Raw genomic sequence first — 18,089 nt, forward strand, 5'->3', positions numbered from 1 at the left:
ACGGTTGTGGCGCACGTCTTCGGTGAACGCACTCTGGCCACACTGGAGCGTCTTCTGAGCCTGCTGTCGGCCTTTGAGGTCGTGGTATGGATGACGGATGGCTGGCCGCTGTATGAATCACGCCTGAAGGGAAAGCTGCACGTTATCAGCAAGCGTTACACTCAGCGCATTGAGCGACATAATCTGAATCTGAGACAACATCTGGCAAGGCTGGGACGGAAGTCACTGTCGTTCTCAAAATCGGTGGAGCTGCATGACAAGGTCATCGGGCATTATCTGAACATAAAACACTATCAGTAAGTTGGAGTCATTACCCAATTATCTGAGGAATAAGTGACTTAGAGAAAATTATTGATTTTACTGGTGTTATGTTGCGGGATTAATTTGTTTGATTATATTACTGTTGGGCGGAAAAATGACGTAAGTTGACGTTCGACAGGGGTAAGCGAAGCGGTAAAAAGATAAATATTAAATGAATTTAGGATTTTTCCGGCTTCATTAAAGAAAGTTAAAATGCCGCCAACGGAACTGGCGGCTGTGGGATTAACTGCGCGTCGCCGCTTTCATCGGTTGTACAAAAACTTTCAGTGCCGCCAGCATTTTCTCTGGCTCATTAATATGTTGCTCGATGATTTTAACAATGGCCGAACCAGAAATCGCGCCCGCAGCTCCTGCATCAATCGCTGCTTTTACCTGATCCGGGGCGGAAATACCAAACCCCTGCAATGGAGGTGCAGCGTTGTACTCTTTCAGCTTCGCAACCAGATGATTGAGGGGTAACGCGGCGCGGTTTTCTGCGCCGGTCACGCCCGCTCGTGACAGCAAATAGGTGTAACCACGACCGTAAGAGGCTATCTGGCGCAGCAGGTCGTCATCGGCATTTGGCGGGCAGATGAAGATAGGTGCGACATTATGGCGCAACGCGGCCTGGCGGAAGGGCGCGGACTCTTCAACTGGCACATCGGCAACCAGCACCGAATCGACGCCGACTTTCTCGCTCTGGGCATAAAACTCATCAATGCCTTTGTTAAACACCAGATTGGCATACATCAACAGGCCAATGGGAATGGTCGGGTGTTTCTGGCGAATCAGTGCCAGCATTTCAAAACATTGTGCCGGAGTCACACCTGCCGCAAAGGCGCGCAGAGTGGCGTTTTGAATGGTCGGGCCATCCGCCAGTGGGTCGGAGAAGGGGATACCTAACTCCAGCGCGTCAGCACCGGCTTCAATTAGCGTATCGATAATTTTCAATGACTGCTCAATGCCCGGATCCCCGAGCGTGACGAAAGGAACGAATGCGCCTTCTTTGCGCTCCTTCAACTGGGCAAACAGAGATTCGTAGCGTTCCATCAGATTTCCCCTCGTGATTTCAAAATATCGTGAACGGTGAAGATGTCTTTATCGCCGCGACCGGAAAGGTTAACCACCAGTAGCTGCTCTTTTTCCGGGGTTTCGCGCATCATTTTCAGCGCATGGGCCAGGGCGTGGGAAGACTCCAGCGCCGGGATAATCCCTTCGTGCAGGCACAGCGTTTTGAAGGCTTCAAGGGCTTCATCATCGGTAATAGACACGTAATCAGCGCGTCCAGTGCTGTTAAGATACGCGTGTTGTGGGCCGACAGACGGGAAATCCAGTCCGGCGGAGATGGAGTAAGATTCTTCAATCTGCCCGTCTTCGGTTTGCGTCATCGGCGCTTTCATACCGAAATAAATGCCCACGCGACCATGTTTTAGCGGTGCGCCGTGCTCGCCAGTTTCGATACCGTGACCACCCGGCTCCACACCAATCAGGCCGACGTTGGTTTCGTTGATGAAATCTGCAAACATGCCGATGGCATTCGAACCGCCGCCAACACAGGCGATAACGGCATCCGGCAGGCGACCTTCTCTTTCCAGAATCTGCGCTTTCGTTTCTTCGCCAATCATCCGCTGAAACTCACACACAATGGTCGGATAAGGATGTGGGCCAGCTGCGGTGCCCAGCATATAGTGCGCGGTTTCATAACTGCCGGACCAGTCGCGCAGCGCCTCGTTACAGGCATCTTTCAGCGTCGCGGAACCGCTATGTACCGGGATCACTTCCGCACCCATTAATCGCATACGAAAAACGTTAGGCGACTGGCGTTCAACGTCTTTGGCACCCATATAAATACGGCATTTCAGGCCGAGCAGGGCGCTGGCAAGGGCCGACGCCACGCCATGCTGACCGGCACCGGTTTCGGCGATGATTTCGGTTTTACCCATCCGCTTCGCCAGTAAAGCCTGACCGAGCACCTGGTTAGTTTTATGCGCGCCGCCGTGCAGCAAATCTTCGCGCTTCAGATACAGCGTGGTGTTCGTCCCAGCCGTAATGTTCTGGCATTTGGTCAGCGCGGTTGGACGCCCGGCATAGTTTTTCAGCAGGTCGTTGAACTGAGCCTGAAATTCAGGATCTTTTTGCGCGCTGACAAAAGCTTCTTCCAGCTGGCGCAGAGCAGGCATCAGGATTTGTGGCACGTACATGCCGCCAAACTCACCAAAATAGGGGTTAAGTAATGTTGTCATTGTTCCTTTCCTTAATATGCGCGCAGCGTCTGGAAAACCGAGGCCAAAAGACGTGCGTCTTTGATGCCCGGTTGCGACTCTACAGCAGAATTAAAATCAAGTCCGGCGCAGCCGGTTTGTGCCGCTTCCACGCAGTTATCTGCGCCTAAGCCCCCCGCCAGCAGAACGTTGCCAAGCGATTGACCATTTAATAGTGACCAGTCAAAACATTGCCCGCTTCCACCCTGGCCGTTGTCTAAAACATATTTATCAACGTGCTGAAACTCGCGGGCGGGCAGGGTTTCACCGACGCTTAATGCTTTCCAGATGGCAACATGTGCTGGCAGAGCTTCACGCAGCGTATCGATATACAGCTGATCTTCATTACCATGCAGTTGCACTGCCGCCAGCGATAACACCTTAGCTTTGTCCACCACATCGGCAATATCGTGATTGCGGAACACGCCAACATACTGCAACGGTGCCGCAGCCATCACTTCCTGCGCCTGTTCAACGTTGACGCAACGCGGTGATGTCGCGACAAAAATCAACCCACCGTAAATCGCGCCCGCGTCATAAGCTGCTTTAGCATCTTGCCCACGCGTCAGGCCACATACTTTATTCTCACCCAGCAACACCCGGCGCACGGCGGCGTGCAAATCGTCATGGGCCATCAACGCCGAACCAATCAGAAAACCGTTAGCGAAGTGGCTTAACTCGCGCACCTGAGCGTAAGTATTGATGCCGGATTCGCTGATTACCGTTACGTTGTGCCCCAGTTTCGGCGCAAGCTCGCGGGTACGGTTGAGATCAATCGACAAATCACGTAGATCGCGGTTGTTGATGCCAACGACCTTTGCCCCTAATGCAATGGCGCGCTCCAGTTCCTCTTCATTACTGACTTCGGTCAGCCCCCCCATCTCCAGACTGTGAGCGACGGCTGCAAGCTGGCGATATTGGTCGTCATCCAGTACTGAAAGCATTAATAAGCAGGCATCGGCCTGGTAATAGCGCGCCAGATAGATCTGGTAAGGGTCGATAATGAAGTCTTTACATAAAATCGGCTGCGGGGCGATTTGGCTGACGATGGGGAGGAAATCAAAGCTCCCCTGAAAATATTTCTCATCAGTCAGCACCGAAATTGCCGAAGCGTAATGTTTATAAATGGCGGCAATGCGTGCCGGATCGAAATCATCACGGATCACGCCTTTTGACGGCGACGCTTTCTTGCACTCCAGAATAAACGCCGTGCGTGCACCCTGTAGCGCATCATAAAAATGTCGCGTGCTCGGCTGAACCTCATTCTGAAAACTGGCCAGCGGTTGCTGCTGTTTGCGGGTTTCTACCCAAATCGCCTTGTCTGCGACGATTTTCGCTAAAACGGTTTGCATCATTTACCCTCGTGCCGCCAGTGCGGTAACTCTGTCGTAAGCGGAACCACTGCGCAGTACCTCAAGAACGGTTTGCGCATTGGCTTGCAGATCTTCATGGCCATGCAGGCGCATTAACATGGCGACATTCGCCGCGACGGCTGCTTCGTGAGCGGCGTCGCCTTTACCTTGTAACAAGCGTGTTAAAATGTCACGGTTTTCTTCCGGTGTTCCGCCTGCCAGTTGCTCCTGGTGGTAGGGTGTCAGGCCAAAATCTTCTGCAGTTAGCTGATAGCTCTTAATTTCACCGTCATGCAGTTCGGCAACGATTGTCGGCGCGTGTAATGAAACTTCATCCATACCGCCGCTGTGCACTACCGCCGCGCGTTGATACCCCAGCACGCGCAAGGTTTCGGCAATCGGCAGCACCAGTTCCGGACTATAAACACCAATTAACGCCAGCGGCGGATGCGCCGGGTTAATCAATGGTCCCAGCACGTTGAACAGAGTGCGGGTTTTCAGTTGCTGGCGAACCGGCATCGCATGGCGAAATCCGGTGTGATATTTCGGCGCAAAGAGGAAACATACGCCTAACTCATCCAGCGCTTGGCGCGATTTATCGGCATTCATATCAAGATTAATACCGAACGCCGCCAGCAGATCGGACGAACCAGATTTACTGGAGACGCTACGGTTGCCGTGTTTCGCCACTTTCAGCCCACAGGCCGCGGCGACAAACGCACTGGCGGTGGAAATATTGATGCTGTTACTGCCGTCACCACCGGTGCCGACGATATCGGCAAACAGATAATCCGGGCGCGGGAACGGCGCGGCGTTTTCCAGTAACGCGGTTGCTGCTCCGGCGATCTCGTTCGGGTGCTCGCCGCGAATTTTCATGCTCACCAGCGCCGCCGCCAGTTGTTCCGGTTTCAGTTCGCCACGTACCACTGCTGAAAACAGCTGGTGGCTTTCTTGCTGGCTAAGCGTCTGCGCCTGATACAGTTTTTCCAGAATCGGTTGCAGCGTGTTGGTTGGCTCTAGTTTCCGCTGCGCCCAGGCCAGCGTTTGTTCCAGCAGGCGAGCGCCCTGGGTAGTAAGAATGGATTCCGGATGGAACTGGAATCCACAAACGCGATCCGCATCGTGACGTACTGCCATCACCATGCCATTAAAATGGGCGTTGATGGTTAAACCGGCCGGAATGTTACTGCCAACCAGCGAGTGATAACGCGCCACTGGCAGCGGGTTTGTTAATCCGGCAAACATCGCCTGACCGTCGTGTTCAATGCTGGAGGCTTTACCGTGGAGAATTTCGCCCGCCTGACCGACATAGCCCCCGTAAGCTTCGACAATCGCCTGATGTCCGAGGCAAATGCCAATAATGGGCAGCTTGCCACGCAAGCGGGTGAGGAGTTCCGGCATACAACCGGCTTCGCTCGGCACACCGGGGCCAGGAGAAAGCATCAGCACCGGATTGCTCATCGTCGCCAGGCGTTCAATTAAGGTCTGCGCCGGAATATGGTTGCGGTAAATCACCACATTATGCCCATTGCTGCGCAACTGATCTGCCAGGTTGTACGTAAAAGAGTCGATATTATCGAGCAGCAGAATGTCAGCCATCAGAAAGTCTCCTGTGCATGATGCGCGGTGGCAATAGCGCGCAGTACAGCGCGGGCTTTATTACGGGTTTCGTCGGCTTCCGACTGCGGAACAGAATCAAGGACTATGCCAGCACCGGCTTGCACGGTGGCGATACCGTTTTCCACCAGCGCCGAGCGGATCACAATGCAGGTGTCGAGATCGCCATGCGCGGTGAAATAACCTACCGCGCCGCCGTAGCTGCCGCGGCGACGACCTTCCGCCTCGGCAATTAACTGCATGGCGCGTACTTTCGGCGCACCGCTTAACGTCCCCATATTCATACAGGCGCGGTAAGCGTGCAGGGCGTCGAGATCGTGGCGCAGCTCACCGACCACGCGGGAGACCTGGTACATCACGTAAGAGTAACGGTCAACTTTGGTAAGATTGGCGACGTAGCGGCTGCCGGGGGTGCAAATGCGTGCCAGATCATTACGGGCGAGATCCACCAGCATCAGATGTTCAGAAAGCTCTTTATGATCGGTACGCATTTCCAGTTCGATGCGGCTGTCGAGGTCTCTGTCCAGTGAACCATCGGCGCGACGACCGCGCGGGCGTGTTCCGGCAATCGGGTAGATCTCAATCTGGCGGCTGGTGGCGTCATACTTGAGCGAACTTTCCGGCGACGCGCCAAACAGGGTGAAATCATTATCCTGCATAAAAAACATGTACGGGCTGGGATTACTCTTTTTCAGCACGTAATAGGCCGCCAGCGGTGACGGGCAGGGCAGAGAGAAACGGCGAGACGGCACCACCTGGAAAATTTCTCCGGTGCGAATCGCTTTTTGCAACAAACGCACCACGCCACCGAACTCTTCATCGCTCTGGTTACATTCACAACGCATATGCGGCATGGAAACCACCGGCAGCGGCGGCGCGGCTTCGGTCAGCTGCTGGCGAAGATCGTTCAGGCGAGCAGTGAGACGTTGTTTTTCTTCTTCATTCGGAGCAAACAGGCTGGCCTGAATGCGGGTGTTTTTTTTTCTGATGGTCAATCACCATCAGCGTTTCAGCGAGATAAAAACAGAAATCAGGGCAGTTATTTTCCGCTGACAGTTGCGGTAAATCTTCAAATCCCGCCACAAGGTCATAAGAGAACAGGCCGCCGAAGAACATTGCTTCTCGTTCTTCCTTCGGTACATTCAACAGATTCTGCAATAAACGGAAAGCGTCAAAAACCGAAAGGGAGCATAAGCGAGCGTCTTCATCCAGCAGTGGACTGACAGGGGGGAAGCGCAGCACACGGCAGTTTGGTGATTGTTCATTTTCCACACCCGCAGGCAGGGCGTTATCCAGTAGTGTCAGCAGGGCTTCGCCGTTGCCGGAAAGTGCCTGAATTGTGACAGTGTCACCTAATGCTGTAATGCGCAGCGCACTGTCTACCAGTAGCAGGCTTTTTAAATCATCTTTGCTGTCGATATCTGCGGATTCCAGCAGCAGCGTTGCCGGACGATCCCCACACAACTGGTGAAAAAGCGCAGTCGGGTTGTCGCGATAAGCGCCTTCGCAGGTTAGCAGTTCGAGAGTCGGTTTTTGTGTTTGCATTGTTATTCTCTAATTTTGTTCAAAAAAAAGCCCGCTCATTAGGCGGGCTGGGTATCTGATTGCTTTACGCATGGTGAATACACTGCCCGTTTCAGGAAGTGCGCCACCAAGCTTTCAGTACGAAAATTGCTTTCATTGTCGATACCCTTTTTACGTGAACTAGCGTACTAGTTAACTAGTTCGATGATTAATTGTCAACAGCTGATTTCAGAATATTTGCCAGAACCGTTATGATGTCGGCGCAAAAAACATTATCCAGAACGGGAGTGCGCCTTGAGCGACACGAATTACGCAGTGATTTACGACCTGCACAGCCATACCATAGCTTCCGATGGCTGCCTGACGCCAGAAGCATTGGTGCACCGTGCAGTCGAGATGCGCGTCGGCACCCTGGCGATCACCGACCATGACACCACAGCTGCAATCGCGCCAGCAAGAGAGGAAATTTCACGTTCGGGACTGGCGCTGAATCTTATTCCCGGCGTGGAAATTTCCACGGTCTGGGAAAATCATGAAATTCATATTGTCGGGCTGAATATTGATATTACTCATCCGCTAATGTGTGAGTTCCTCGCGCAGCAGACAGAACGGCGCAATCAGCGGGCGCAGCAAATTGCCGAAAGACTTGAAAAAGCGCAAATACCTGGGGCGCTGGAAGGCGCACAACGACTGGCGCAGGGCGGCGCAGTGACGCGCGGTCATTTTGCGCGTTTCCTTGTTGAGTGCGGCAAAGCCAGTTCAATGGCAGATGTCTTTAAAAAGTATCTGGCGCGCGGGAAAACCGGATACGTTCCGCCACAGTGGTGTACAATAGAACAAGCTATTGATGTCATTCATCATTCTGGCGGTAAGGCGGTGCTAGCTCATCCTGGGCGGTACAATCTTAGTGCTAAATGGCTGAAAAGATTGGTTGCGCATTTTGCCGAACACCACGGCGACGCGATGGAAGTCGCGCAGTGCCAGCAATCGCCCAATGAACGCACCCAGTTGACGACACTTGCGCGTCAGCATCATTTATGGGCATCACAAGGATCTGATTTTCATCAGCCATGCCCGTGGATCGAACTGGGTCGTAAACTCTGGCTGCCCGCAGGCGTTGAAGGCGTCTGGCAGCTATGGGAACAGCCGCAGAACACCACAGAGAGGGAATTATGAGCCAGTTTTTTTATATTCATCCTGATAACCCGCAGCAACGTCTGATCAACCAGGCGGTGGAGATCGTGCGTAAAGGCGGGGTGATTGTTTATCCAACTGATTCCGGCTATGCGCTCGGCTGTAAAATTGAAGATAAAAACGCGATGGAGCGTATTTGTCGTATTCGCCAGCTGCCGGACGGTCACAACTTTACCCTGATGTGTCGCGATCTTTCTGAACTTTCGACCTATTCATTCGTGGATAACGTTGCGTTTCGTTTAATGAAAAACAACACGCCGGGCAACTATACCTTCATCCTGAAGGGGACGAAGGAGGTGCCACGCCGTCTGTTGCAGGAAAAACGCAAAACCATCGGTATGCGTGTGCCTTCTAACCCGATTGCGCAGGCGTTGCTTGAAGCACTGGGCGAACCGATGCTTTCCACTTCGCTAATGCTGCCAGGCAGCGAATTTACCGAATCCGATCCAGAAGAAATTAAAGACCGTCTGGAAAAACAGGTGGATTTGATTATCCACGGCGGCTATCTCGGACAGAAACCGACAACGGTCATTGATCTTACCGATGATACGCCGGTCGTGGTGCGTGAAGGCGTGGGTGATGTGAAGCCTTTCTTATAACAAATTGCGTTCCACGGATGGAAGACTATGGCAGGGAAGTTTCGCTGCATTTTGCTGTTGATAGCAGGGCTGTTTGTATCATCTCTAAGTTATGCAGAAAACCCGGAGATCCCTTCTTATGAAGAAGGGATCTCGCTCTTTGATGTTGAAGCCACTCTGCAACCGGATGGGGTGCTCGACATCAAAGAAAATATTCATTTTCAGGCGCGAAATCAGCAGATTAAGCACGGATTTTATCGTGATTTACCACGACTCTGGATGCAGCCTGATGGGGACGCTGCACTGCTGAACTATCATATTGTTGGCGTCACTCGTGATGGTATTCCTGAACCCTGGCATCTTGACTGGCATATCGGGTTAATGAGTATTGTCGTGGGCGATAAACAACGTTTCTTGCCTCAAGGCGACTATCATTATCAAATTCATTATCAGGTTAAAAATGCTTTCCTGCGTGAGGGAGATTCAGATCTGTTAATCTGGAACGTGACTGGTAACCACTGGCCGTTTGAAATCTATAAGACCCGATTTTCACTCAAGTACCCTGATATCGCGGGTAATCCATTTAGCGAAATCGATCTCTTTACTGGAGAAGAGGGCGACACATATCGAAATGGCCGCATCCTTGAGGACGGAAGAATTGAATCCCGCGATCCGTTTTATCGTGAAGATTTCACGGTACTCTACCGCTGGCCTCACGCGTTACTTAGCAATGCCCCGGCTCCACAAACGACGAATATTTTCAGCCATCTTCTTTTACCCTCCACGTCATCGTTGTTAATTTGGTTTCCGTGTCTATTCCTGGTTTGTGGATGGTTATATCTCTGGAAGCGCAGGCCGCAATTTACGCCGGTAGATGTGATTGAAACCGATGTCATTCCGCCAGATTACACGCCCGGCATGTTACGTCTCGATGCGAAGCTGGTTTACGACGATAAAGGTTTCTGTGCCGATATCGTAAATCTGATCGTGAAGGGAAAAATTCATCTGGAAGATCAGTATGATAAGAACCAGCAAATCCTGATTTGTGTTAATGAAGGCGCGACCAGAAATAATGAGGTATTACTGCCCGCAGAGCAGTTATTACTGGAAGCGTTATTTCGTAAAGGCGATAAGGTCGTTCTTACGGGGAGACGCAACAGAGTCTTACGCAGGGCATTTTTACGGATGCAGAAATTTTATCTGCCGCGTAAAAAGTCTTTGTTTTACCGGCCTGATACGTTTTTGCAATGGGGTGGACTGGCAATATTGGCGATCATTCTCTACGGTAACCTGAGTCCCGTAGGTTGGGCAGGAATGAGTCTGGTAGGCGATATGTTTATTATGATCTGCTGGATTATTCCTTTTTTATTTTGTTCCCTTGAGCTTTTGTTTGCCCGCGATGATGACAAGCCTTGCGTTAATCGTGCAATCATCACTTTGTTTTTACCACTGATTTGTTCAGGCGTGGCCTTCTATTCTCTCTATATCAATATCGGAGATGTATTCTTTTACTGGTATATGCCAGCGGGTTATTTTAGCGCTGTTTGCCTGACCGGTTATCTCACTGGCATGGGGTATATTTTTCTGCCAAAGTTTACCCAAACTGGGCAGCAACGTTATGCCCGCGGTGAAGCTATCGTTAACTATCTTGCGCGTAAAGAGGCAGCAACACACAGTGGACGTCGGCGGAAAGGGGAAACACGGAAACTGGATTACGCGTTGCTAGGTTGGGCTATATCGGCAAATTTGGGGAGGGAATGGGCGTTACGCATTGCCCCTTCGCTTTCTTCGGCGATTCGCGCTCCAGAGATTGCCCGTAACGGCGTTTTATTCTCATTACAGACGCACCTAAGTTGCGGGGCCAATACCAGTTTGTTGGGGCGAAGTTATTCCGGTGGTGGTGCTGGCGGCGGCGCGGGTGGCGGAGGCGGTGGTGGCTGGTAATTAAGCTGATGTTAATCGAAACAAGCTTTAACCATAAAGATAGTGTAGTATGTTGCGCCTCAAAGCCAGGCCGATAAACGTCGAGTCGTTTACTTAAGGCCTGAAGAGTTCAAACAGACTTTACTATCAGTGAGTCAGATGTAAGTTCTGACTCACTGTTGCACAAAAGCATATCAGACGCCTGGGAAGGCGACACCAAAAGGAAGCTCTATGAGCGAAAAATTACAGAAAGTGCTGGCCCGCGCTGGCCACGGCTCCCGCCGTGAAATCGAATCTATTATTGAAGCCGGTCGTGTGAGTGTTGATGGCAAAATTGCTAAACTCGGCGATCGCGTTGAAGTTACCCCTGGGCTGAAAATTCGTATCGATGGTCATCTGATTTCGGTACGTGAGTCCGCTGAACAAATTTGTCGCGTTCTGGCCTATTACAAACCGGAAGGTGAGTTGTGTACCCGTAACGATCCGGAAGGGCGTCCGACGGTGTTTGACCGTCTGCCAAAGCTGCGTGGCGCACGCTGGATTGCCGTAGGTCGTCTGGACGTTAACACCTGTGGTCTGCTGCTGTTCACCACCGATGGTGAACTGGCAAACCGTTTAATGCATCCAAGCCGTGAAGTTGAACGTGAATACGCCGTGCGTGTATTTGGTCAGGTTGACGACGCGAAACTGCGTGATTTGAGTCGTGGCGTGCAACTGGAAGATGGTCCGGCAGCTTTTAAAACCATCAAGTTCAGCGGCGGCGAAGGGATCAACCAGTGGTACAACGTGACTCTGACCGAAGGCCGTAACCGTGAAGTTCGTCGTCTGTGGGAAGCGGTTGGTGTGCAGGTGAGCCGCCTGATCCGTGTTCGTTACGGTGATATCCCACTGCCAAAAGGTCTGCCACGCGGTGGCTGGACGGAGCTGGACCTCGCCCAGACTAACTATCTGCGCGAACTGGTGGAGCTTCCGCCAGAAACCAGCTCTAAAGTCGCTGTAGAAAAAGACCGTCGTCGCATGAAGGCTAATCAGATTCGTCGTGCGGTGAAACGTCACAGTCAGGTGAGCGGCGGTCGTCGTTCTGGCGGGCGTAATAACGGTTAATCAAAGTATGCCGGACGTCATATCCGGCATTTTTACAGATTAATAATCAATCCCTATTTGCGCCTTAACACCGGCATCAAACGCATGTTTGATGGGGCGCAGCTCACTTACCGTATCCGCCAGTTCAAGAATATCCCGATGACAGCCTCGACCCGTGATAATCACCGTCTGTTGATGTGGACGTTCATTTAACGCCTGCACCACTTCTTCCAGTGGCAAATAGTCATACGCCACCATATACGTCAGTTCATCAAGCAAAACCATATCCAGTGAGGAATCAGCAAGCATCCGCTTTGCATGTTGCCAGACTTCGCGGCAGGCGGCGGTATCAGACTCGCGGTTTTGTGTATCCCAGGTAAAGCCCGTTGCCATCACCTGAAACTCAACGCCATGTGGTTCCAGCAGATTGCGTTCGCCATTAGGCCAGGTGCCTTTAATAAACTGCACGACGCCCACTTTTTTTCCGTGACCAACTGCGCGTGTTGCCGTACCAAATGCCGCGGTGGTTTTGCCTTTTCCATTGCCGGTAAAGACGATGATAATACCGCGTTCATCCTGGGGCCTGGGCCACACGAGCATCTACTTTTTCTTTCACTCGCTGCTGACGCTGTTGGTAGCGTTCATCACTCATTGGGAAATTCCTGGTTTACGGCCCGGTTGGGCGTCAAAGGTCATGCCGGTTTTACGGCGGCTGTCATCGCCCATCAGCCAGAGGTAGAGCGGCATGATATCAGCGGGTGTTTTAAGTTTCTGTGGCTCTTCGGTCGGGAAGGCGCTTGCGCGCATTGCGGTGCGAGTACCGCCTGGGTTAATGCAGTTGACGCGCAGGCGCTGCTGATATTCATCGGCCAGTACCTGCATCATCCCTTCGGTGGCAAATTTCGACGCTGCATATGCACCCCAGTTAGCTCGTCCCTGACGTCCAACGCTTGATGAAGTAAAGACCAGTGAACCGGCGTCCGATTTGAGTAATAAAGGAAGCAGTGCCTGGGTGAGCATAAAGGTGGCATTAACGTTGACCTGCATGACGTCCTGCCAGACCTGCGGATTTTGTTCGCTCATTGGGCAAATATCGCCGAGCAATCCGGCATTATGCAAAACACCATCCAGACGCGGATAATTAACGACAATGCGCTGTGCCAGTTGTTGGCAATTTTCGGACGTGCAGGTCAGCAAATCGAGAATAAACCACTGTGGCTGACGCCCAGTTTCTTCGTTTATGTGGCTGGCTACCTGACGTAATTTTTCTTCATTACGGCCCAACAGAATCACTGTCGCACCATAGCGTGCATACGTCATCGCGGCTTCACGACCAATCCCATCGCTGGCTCCCGTCACCAGGATAATGCGATCATTGAGTAAATCTTGTTTTGGCTGGTAATGCATGGCTACTCCTCAACGACGTTGTCTGTCGCGCTGCCAGTGTACTTTATGACTTTGGGGCTTTATGCCTGAAACAGAAGGGCATTTCAATCAGCCTGGGGCGATAACACCGCAAAATGGATACTTTGTCATACTTTCGCTGCAATAACATCTCTGCGAGACGGCTTAACATGCCTGTTGTAAACTGTGAGCCAAAGCGTTGTTTAACCAAGGTGGGGACTCGTGGAATTGTTGTCTGAATATGGTTTGTTTTTGGCGAAAATCGTTACCGTTGTGCTAGCGATTGCGGCGATTGCCGCCATTATTGTCAATGTTGCTCAACGTAATAAACGCCAGCGTGGCGAGTTACGGGTCAACAATCTCAGCGAACAGTATAAGGAGATGAAAGAAGAACTGGCCGCGGCGCTGATGGGCTCACATCAGCAAAAACAGTGGCACAAAGCGCAGAAGAAAAAGCACAAGCAAGAAGCGAAAGCAGCAAAAGCGAAAGCCAAACTGGGCGAGGTGGCAACTGACAGTAAACCTCGCGTCTGGGTGCTGGATTTTAAAGGCAGCATGGACGCCCATGAAGTGAACTCGCTACGTGAAGAGATAACGGCGGTACTCGCAGCATTCAAACCGCAGGATCAGGTTGTGCTCCGTCTGGAAAGCCCTGGTGGCATGGTGCATGGTTACGGGTTGGCGGCTTCGCAGCTGCAGCGTCTGCGTGATAAAAACATTCCTTTAACTGTTACGGTAGACAAAGTCGCTGCCAGCGGCGGTTACATGATGGCCTGTGTGGCGGACAAAATTGTTTCCGCACCGTTTGCTATTGTGGGTTCCATTGGGGTGGTGGCGCAAATGCCCAACTTTAACCGCTTCCTGAAAAGCAAATATATTGATATCGAACTGCACACTGCCGGGCAGTATAAGCGTACTCTGACGTTGCTGGGTGAAAATACCGAAGAAGGGCGGGAGAAATTCCGCGAAGAGTTGAACGAAACGCATCAGTTGTTTAAAGATTTTGTGAAGCGTATGCGTCCGTCTCTGGATATTGAACAGGTGGCAACAGGTGAACACTGGTACGGACAACAGGCGGTAGAGAAAGGCCTGGTTGATGAAATCAACACCAGTGATGAAGTTATTCTTAGCCTGATGGAAGGCCGTGAAGTGGTTAATGTACGCTATATGCAGCGTAAACGACTCATTGACCGATTCACCGGCAGCGCGGCAGAGAGCGCCGATCGATTGTTGCTACGCTGGTGGCAGCGGGGTCAAAAGCCATTGATGTAAAAGACAAACGCGAGGCTAAGACCTCGCGTTTTGCTTTAATCAACCAGATGATATTTTTCTGAAAGCACATGGGCCAGGTGTTTGAACATATTAAACACCGCGGTGCTTTTGGCTGTTGGCAATCCTTGTTCATCTAAAAAGTAGTCGCCGGTAAATACCAGCACGCCATTACGCTGCGTGACGCCGGTGGCTTCAATCCCTGCGAGCGTATCCTCATGCTCACGAATGATTTTGTTGGCCTCTTTCAACAGCGTTTCGCGGTCGATGGGTTGTGTCTCTTTGTTCATTATTTACTCCTTAAACAAGGACATTAGTCTACGCCAGGCATGGCTTGCAGACAAATATACCACGCTGGTGGCAAGAGCGCCTTACTGGCAACTTTGGATTTTGCATGCTAATAAAGTTGCGTATCGGATTTTATCAGGTACAGTGTGACGCTTTCGTCAATCTGGCAATAGATTTGCTTGACATTCGACCAAAATTCCGTCGTGCTATAGCGCCTGTAGGCCAAGACCTGTTAACTCAGTCACCTGAATTTTCGTGAACAGAGTCACGACAAGGGGTTGATATCCGCAGAGAACGAGTCCATATCGGTAACTCGTTGCCAGTGGAAGGTTTATCAACGTGCGACGCATTCCTGGAAGAATCAAATTAGGTAAGGTGAATATGGGTAAAGCTCTTGTCATCGTTGAGTCCCCGGCAAAAGCCAAAACGATCAACAAGTATCTGGGTAGTGACTACGTGGTGAAATCCAGCGTCGGTCACATCCGCGATTTGCCGACCAGTGGCTCAGCTGCCAAAAAGAGTGCCGACTCTACCTCCACCAAGACGGCTAAAAAGCCTAAAAAGGATGAACGTGGCGCTCTCGTCAACCGTATGGGGGTTGACCCGTGGCACAATTGGGAGGCGCACTATGAAGTGTTGCCTGGTAAAGAGAAGGTCGTCTCTGAACTGAAACAACTGGCTGAAAAAGCCGACCACATCTATCTCGCAACCGACCTTGACCGCGAAGGGGAAGCCATTGCATGGCACCTGCGGGAAGTGATTGGGGGTGATGATGCGCGCTATAGCCGAGTGGTGTTTAACGAAATTACTAAAAACGCGATCCGCCAGGCATTTAACAAACCGGGTGAGCTGAATATTGATCGTGTTAATGCCCAGCAGGCGCGTCGCTTTATGGACCGCGTGGTGGGGTATATGGTTTCGCCGCTGCTATGGAAAAAGATCGCTCGTGGTCTGTCTGCCGGTCGTGTGCAGTCGGTGGCGGTTCGCCTGGTGGTCGAGCGTGAGCGTGAAATTAAAGCGTTCGTGCCGGAAGAGTTCTGGGAAGTCGATGCCAGCACGACCACGCCATCTGGTGAAGCGTTGGCGTTACAGGTGACTCATCAGAACGACAAACCGTTCCGTCCGGTCAACAAAGAACAAACTCAGGCTGCGGTAAGTCTGCTGGAAAAAGCGCGCTACAGCGTGCTGGAACGTGAAGACAAACCGACAACCAGTAAACCTGGCGCTCCTTTTATTACCTCTACGCTGCAACAAGCTGCCAGCACCCGTCTTGGATTTGGCGTGAAAAAAACCATGATGATGGCGCAGCGTTTGTATGAAGCAGGCTATATCACTTACATGCGTACCGACTCCACTAACCTGAGTCAGGACGCGGTAAATATGGTTCGCGGTTATATCAGCGATAATTTTGGTAAGAAATATCTGCCGGAAAGTCCGAATCAGTACGCCAGCAAAGAAAACTCACAGGAAGCGCACGAAGCGATTCGTCCTTCTGACGTCAATGTGATGGCGGAATCGCTGAAGGATATGGAAGCAGATGCGCAGAAACTGTACCAGTTAATCTGGCGTCAGTTCGTAGCCTGCCAGATGACCCCAGCGAAATATGACTCCACGACGCTGACCGTTGGTGCGGGCGATTTCCGCCTGAAAGCACGCGGTCGTATTTTGCGTTTTGATGGCTGGACAAAAGTGATGCCTGCGTTGCGTAAAGGCGATGAAGATCGCATCTTACCAGCAGTTAATAAAGGCGATGCTCTGACGCTCGTTGAACTTACACCAGCCCAGCACTTTACCAAGCCGCCAGCCCGTTTCAGTGAAGCATCGCTGGTTAAAGAGCTGGAAAAACGCGGTATCGGTCGTCCATCTACCTATGCGTCGATCATTTCGACCATTCAGGATCGTGGCTACGTGCGAGTAGAAAATCGTCGTTTCTATGCGGAAAAAATGGGCGAAATCGTCACCGATCGCCTTGAAGAAAATTTCCGCGAGTTAATGAACTACGACTTCACCGCACAGATGGAAAACAGCCTCGACCAGGTGGCAAATCACGAAGCAGAGTGGAAAGCTGTACTGGATCACTTCTTCTCGGATTTCACCCAGCAGTTAGATAAAGCTGAAAAAGATCCGGAAGAGGGTGGTATGCGCCCGAACCAGATGGTTCTGACCAGCATTGACTGCCCGACTTGTGGTCGCAAAATGGGGATTCGCACAGCGAGCACCGGGGTATTCCTTGGCTGTTCTGGTTATGCGCTGCCGCCGAAAGAGCGTTGCAAAACCACCATTAACCTGGTGCCGGAAAACGAAGTGCTGAACGTACTGGAAGGCGAAGACGCTGAAACCAACGCGCTGCGCGCAAAACGTCGTTGCCCGAAATGCGGCACGGCGATGGACAGCTATCTCATCGATCCGAAACGTAAGTTGCATGTCTGTGGTAATAACCCAACCTGCGACGGTTACGAGATCGAAGAGGGCGAATTCCGCATTAAAGGTTATGACGGCCCGATCGTTGAGTGTGAAAAATGTGGCTCTGAAATGCACCTGAAAATGGGGCGTTTCGGTAAATACATGGCCTGCACCAACGAAGAGTGTAAAAACACACGTAAGATTTTACGTAACGGCGAAGTGGCACCACCGAAAGAAGATCCGGTGCCATTACCTGAGCTGCCGTGCGAAAAATCAGATGCTTATTTCGTGCTGCGTGACGGCGCTGCGGGTGTTTTCCTGGCTGCCAACACTTTCCCGAAATCGCGTGAAACGCGTGCGCCACTGGTGGAAGAGCTTTATCGCTTCCGCGACCGTCTGCCGGAAAAACTGCGTTATCTGGCCGATGCGCCACAGCAGGATCCGGAAGGTAATAAGACCATGGTTCGCTTTAGCCGTAAAACCAAACAGCAATATGTCTCTTCGGAAAAAGACGGAAAGGCGACTGGCTGGTCAGCATTTTATGTTGATGGCAAATGGGTTGAAGGAAAAAAATAACCTTTAATTCTGTCAGGTTTTTATAAACAAAGGGTCGCGGGTAATGACTCCAACTTACTGATAGTGTTTTATGTTCAGATAATGCCCGATGACCTTGTCATGCAGCTCCACCGATTTTGAGAACGACAGTGACTTCCGTCCCAGCCTTGCCAGATGTTGTCTCAGATTCAGATTATGTCGCTCAATGCGCTGAGTGTAACGCTTGCTGATAACGTGCAGCTTTCCCTTCAGGCGTGATTCATACAGCGGCCAGCCATCCGTCATCCATACCACGACCTCAAAGGCCGACAGCAGGCTCAGAAGACGCTCCAGTGTGG

At 51.5% G+C, this 18,089-nt stretch carries 14 protein-coding genes, 3 pseudogenes and 1 other annotated feature; of the genes and pseudogenes, 7 read left to right on the forward strand and 10 right to left on the reverse strand.

The genetic code is table 11. The features are described from left to right. Positions 1 to 300 (forward strand): annotated as a pseudogene (locus BGK49_RS22005) (IS1-like element IS1X2 family transposase); the annotation flags it as partial. Positions 301 to 543: 243 nt separating this feature from the next. Here the strand turns inward: BGK49_RS22005 and trpA are convergent. From trpA to trpL, 6 genes and pseudogenes are all read right to left on the reverse strand, one after another. Beyond that, positions 544 to 1,350 (reverse strand): tryptophan synthase subunit alpha, encoded by an 807-nt coding sequence (gene trpA, locus BGK49_RS22010; protein ID WP_000443080.1) that lies wholly within the window; start codon positions 1,348 to 1,350, stop codon positions 544 to 546. After that, entirely contained in the window at positions 1,350 to 2,543 is a 1,194-nt protein-coding gene (trpB, locus tag BGK49_RS22015; RefSeq protein ID WP_000209505.1) for a tryptophan synthase subunit beta, read from the reverse strand. The genes trpA and trpB overlap by 1 nt, the downstream gene beginning before the upstream one ends. Positions 2,544 to 2,554: 11 nt before the next feature. Next, positions 2,555 to 3,916, reverse strand: coding sequence for a bifunctional indole-3-glycerol-phosphate synthase TrpC/phosphoribosylanthranilate isomerase TrpF (gene trpCF, locus BGK49_RS22020; RefSeq protein ID WP_000983895.1), 1,362 nt, complete (start codon positions 3,914 to 3,916; stop codon positions 2,555 to 2,557). Then, positions 3,917 to 5,512: a bifunctional anthranilate synthase glutamate amidotransferase component TrpG/anthranilate phosphoribosyltransferase TrpD gene (gene trpD, locus BGK49_RS22025; protein ID WP_000763539.1), complete on the reverse strand. Its 1,596-nt coding sequence runs from the start codon at positions 5,510 to 5,512 to the stop codon at positions 3,917 to 3,919. Beyond that, positions 5,512 to 7,075 (reverse strand): annotated as a pseudogene (gene trpE / locus BGK49_RS22030) (anthranilate synthase component I). The gene trpD and the pseudogene trpE overlap by 1 nt, the downstream one beginning before the upstream one ends. Positions 7,076 to 7,096: 21 nt before the next feature. Beyond that, positions 7,097 to 7,190: a sequence feature (Trp leader region), on the reverse strand. Next, positions 7,167 to 7,211, reverse strand: coding sequence for a trp operon leader peptide (gene trpL, locus BGK49_RS29945; protein ID WP_001386774.1), 45 nt, complete (start codon positions 7,209 to 7,211; stop codon positions 7,167 to 7,169). Its footprint overlaps the feature before it by 24 nt. Before the next feature lie 137 nt (positions 7,212 to 7,348). Here trpL and rnm point away from each other — a divergent pair, with 137 nt between their 5' ends. The 4 genes from rnm to rluB all read left to right on the forward strand — a co-directional run bounded on the left by rnm (position 7,349) and on the right by rluB (position 11,853). Further along, positions 7,349 to 8,230, forward strand: coding sequence for an RNase RNM (rnm, locus tag BGK49_RS22035; protein WP_001285651.1), 882 nt, complete (start codon positions 7,349 to 7,351; stop codon positions 8,228 to 8,230). Further along, on the forward strand, positions 8,227 to 8,847 hold the full coding sequence (locus BGK49_RS22040) for an L-threonylcarbamoyladenylate synthase (protein ID WP_001295575.1): 621 nt from the start codon (positions 8,227 to 8,229) through the stop codon (positions 8,845 to 8,847). Before rnm ends, BGK49_RS22040 begins: the two co-directional genes overlap by 4 nt. 27 nt (positions 8,848 to 8,874) lie before the next feature. Beyond that, positions 8,875 to 10,770 carry a DUF2207 domain-containing protein gene (locus BGK49_RS22045; protein ID WP_005041692.1) on the forward strand — a complete coding sequence of 632 codons (1,896 nt, stop codon included), beginning with the start codon at positions 8,875 to 8,877 and terminating at the stop codon, positions 10,768 to 10,770. A gap of 210 nt (positions 10,771 to 10,980) precedes the next feature. After that, positions 10,981 to 11,853: a 23S rRNA pseudouridine(2605) synthase RluB gene (rluB, locus tag BGK49_RS22050; RefSeq protein ID WP_001291216.1), complete on the forward strand. Its 873-nt coding sequence runs from the start codon at positions 10,981 to 10,983 to the stop codon at positions 11,851 to 11,853. Positions 11,854 to 11,892: 39 nt separating this feature from the next. Here the strand turns inward: rluB and cobO are convergent. Continuing rightward, positions 11,893 to 12,484, reverse strand: a pseudogene (cobO, locus tag BGK49_RS22055) (cob(I)yrinic acid a,c-diamide adenosyltransferase). Continuing rightward, positions 12,481 to 13,239, reverse strand: a complete 759-nt coding sequence (locus tag BGK49_RS22060) for a YciK family oxidoreductase (protein WP_000559290.1) — start codon at positions 13,237 to 13,239, stop codon at positions 12,481 to 12,483. The pseudogene cobO and the gene BGK49_RS22060 overlap by 4 nt, the downstream one beginning before the upstream one ends. Positions 13,240 to 13,458: 219 nt before the next feature. On the opposite strand from BGK49_RS22060, the gene sohB reads away from it, so the two are divergent. Continuing rightward, on the forward strand, positions 13,459 to 14,508 hold the full coding sequence (sohB, locus tag BGK49_RS22070; protein WP_000422066.1) for a protease SohB: 1,050 nt from the start codon (positions 13,459 to 13,461) through the stop codon (positions 14,506 to 14,508). A gap of 35 nt (positions 14,509 to 14,543) precedes the next feature. Here the strand turns inward: sohB and BGK49_RS22075 are convergent, their stop codons facing one another. Further along, positions 14,544 to 14,795, reverse strand: coding sequence for a YciN family protein (locus tag BGK49_RS22075; protein WP_001031530.1), 252 nt, complete (start codon positions 14,793 to 14,795; stop codon positions 14,544 to 14,546). A 379-nt stretch (positions 14,796 to 15,174) separates the two neighbouring features. On the opposite strand from BGK49_RS22075, the gene topA reads away from it, so the two are divergent. Then, a complete protein-coding gene (gene topA, locus BGK49_RS22085; protein ID WP_001297122.1) occupies positions 15,175 to 17,772 on the forward strand; it encodes a type I DNA topoisomerase in 2,598 nt (865 codons plus the stop codon). Positions 17,773 to 17,826: 54 nt separating this feature from the next. On the opposite strand, the gene BGK49_RS22090 is transcribed toward topA, so the two are convergent. After that, positions 17,827 to 18,089: IS1 family transposase (locus BGK49_RS22090; RefSeq protein ID WP_000317683.1), on the reverse strand; the 263-nt coding region annotated here is incomplete at its 5' end.

Source organism: Shigella sp. FC1544, assembly GCF_001722145.1.
Taxonomy (GTDB): domain Bacteria; phylum Pseudomonadota; class Gammaproteobacteria; order Enterobacterales; family Enterobacteriaceae; genus Escherichia; species Escherichia coli.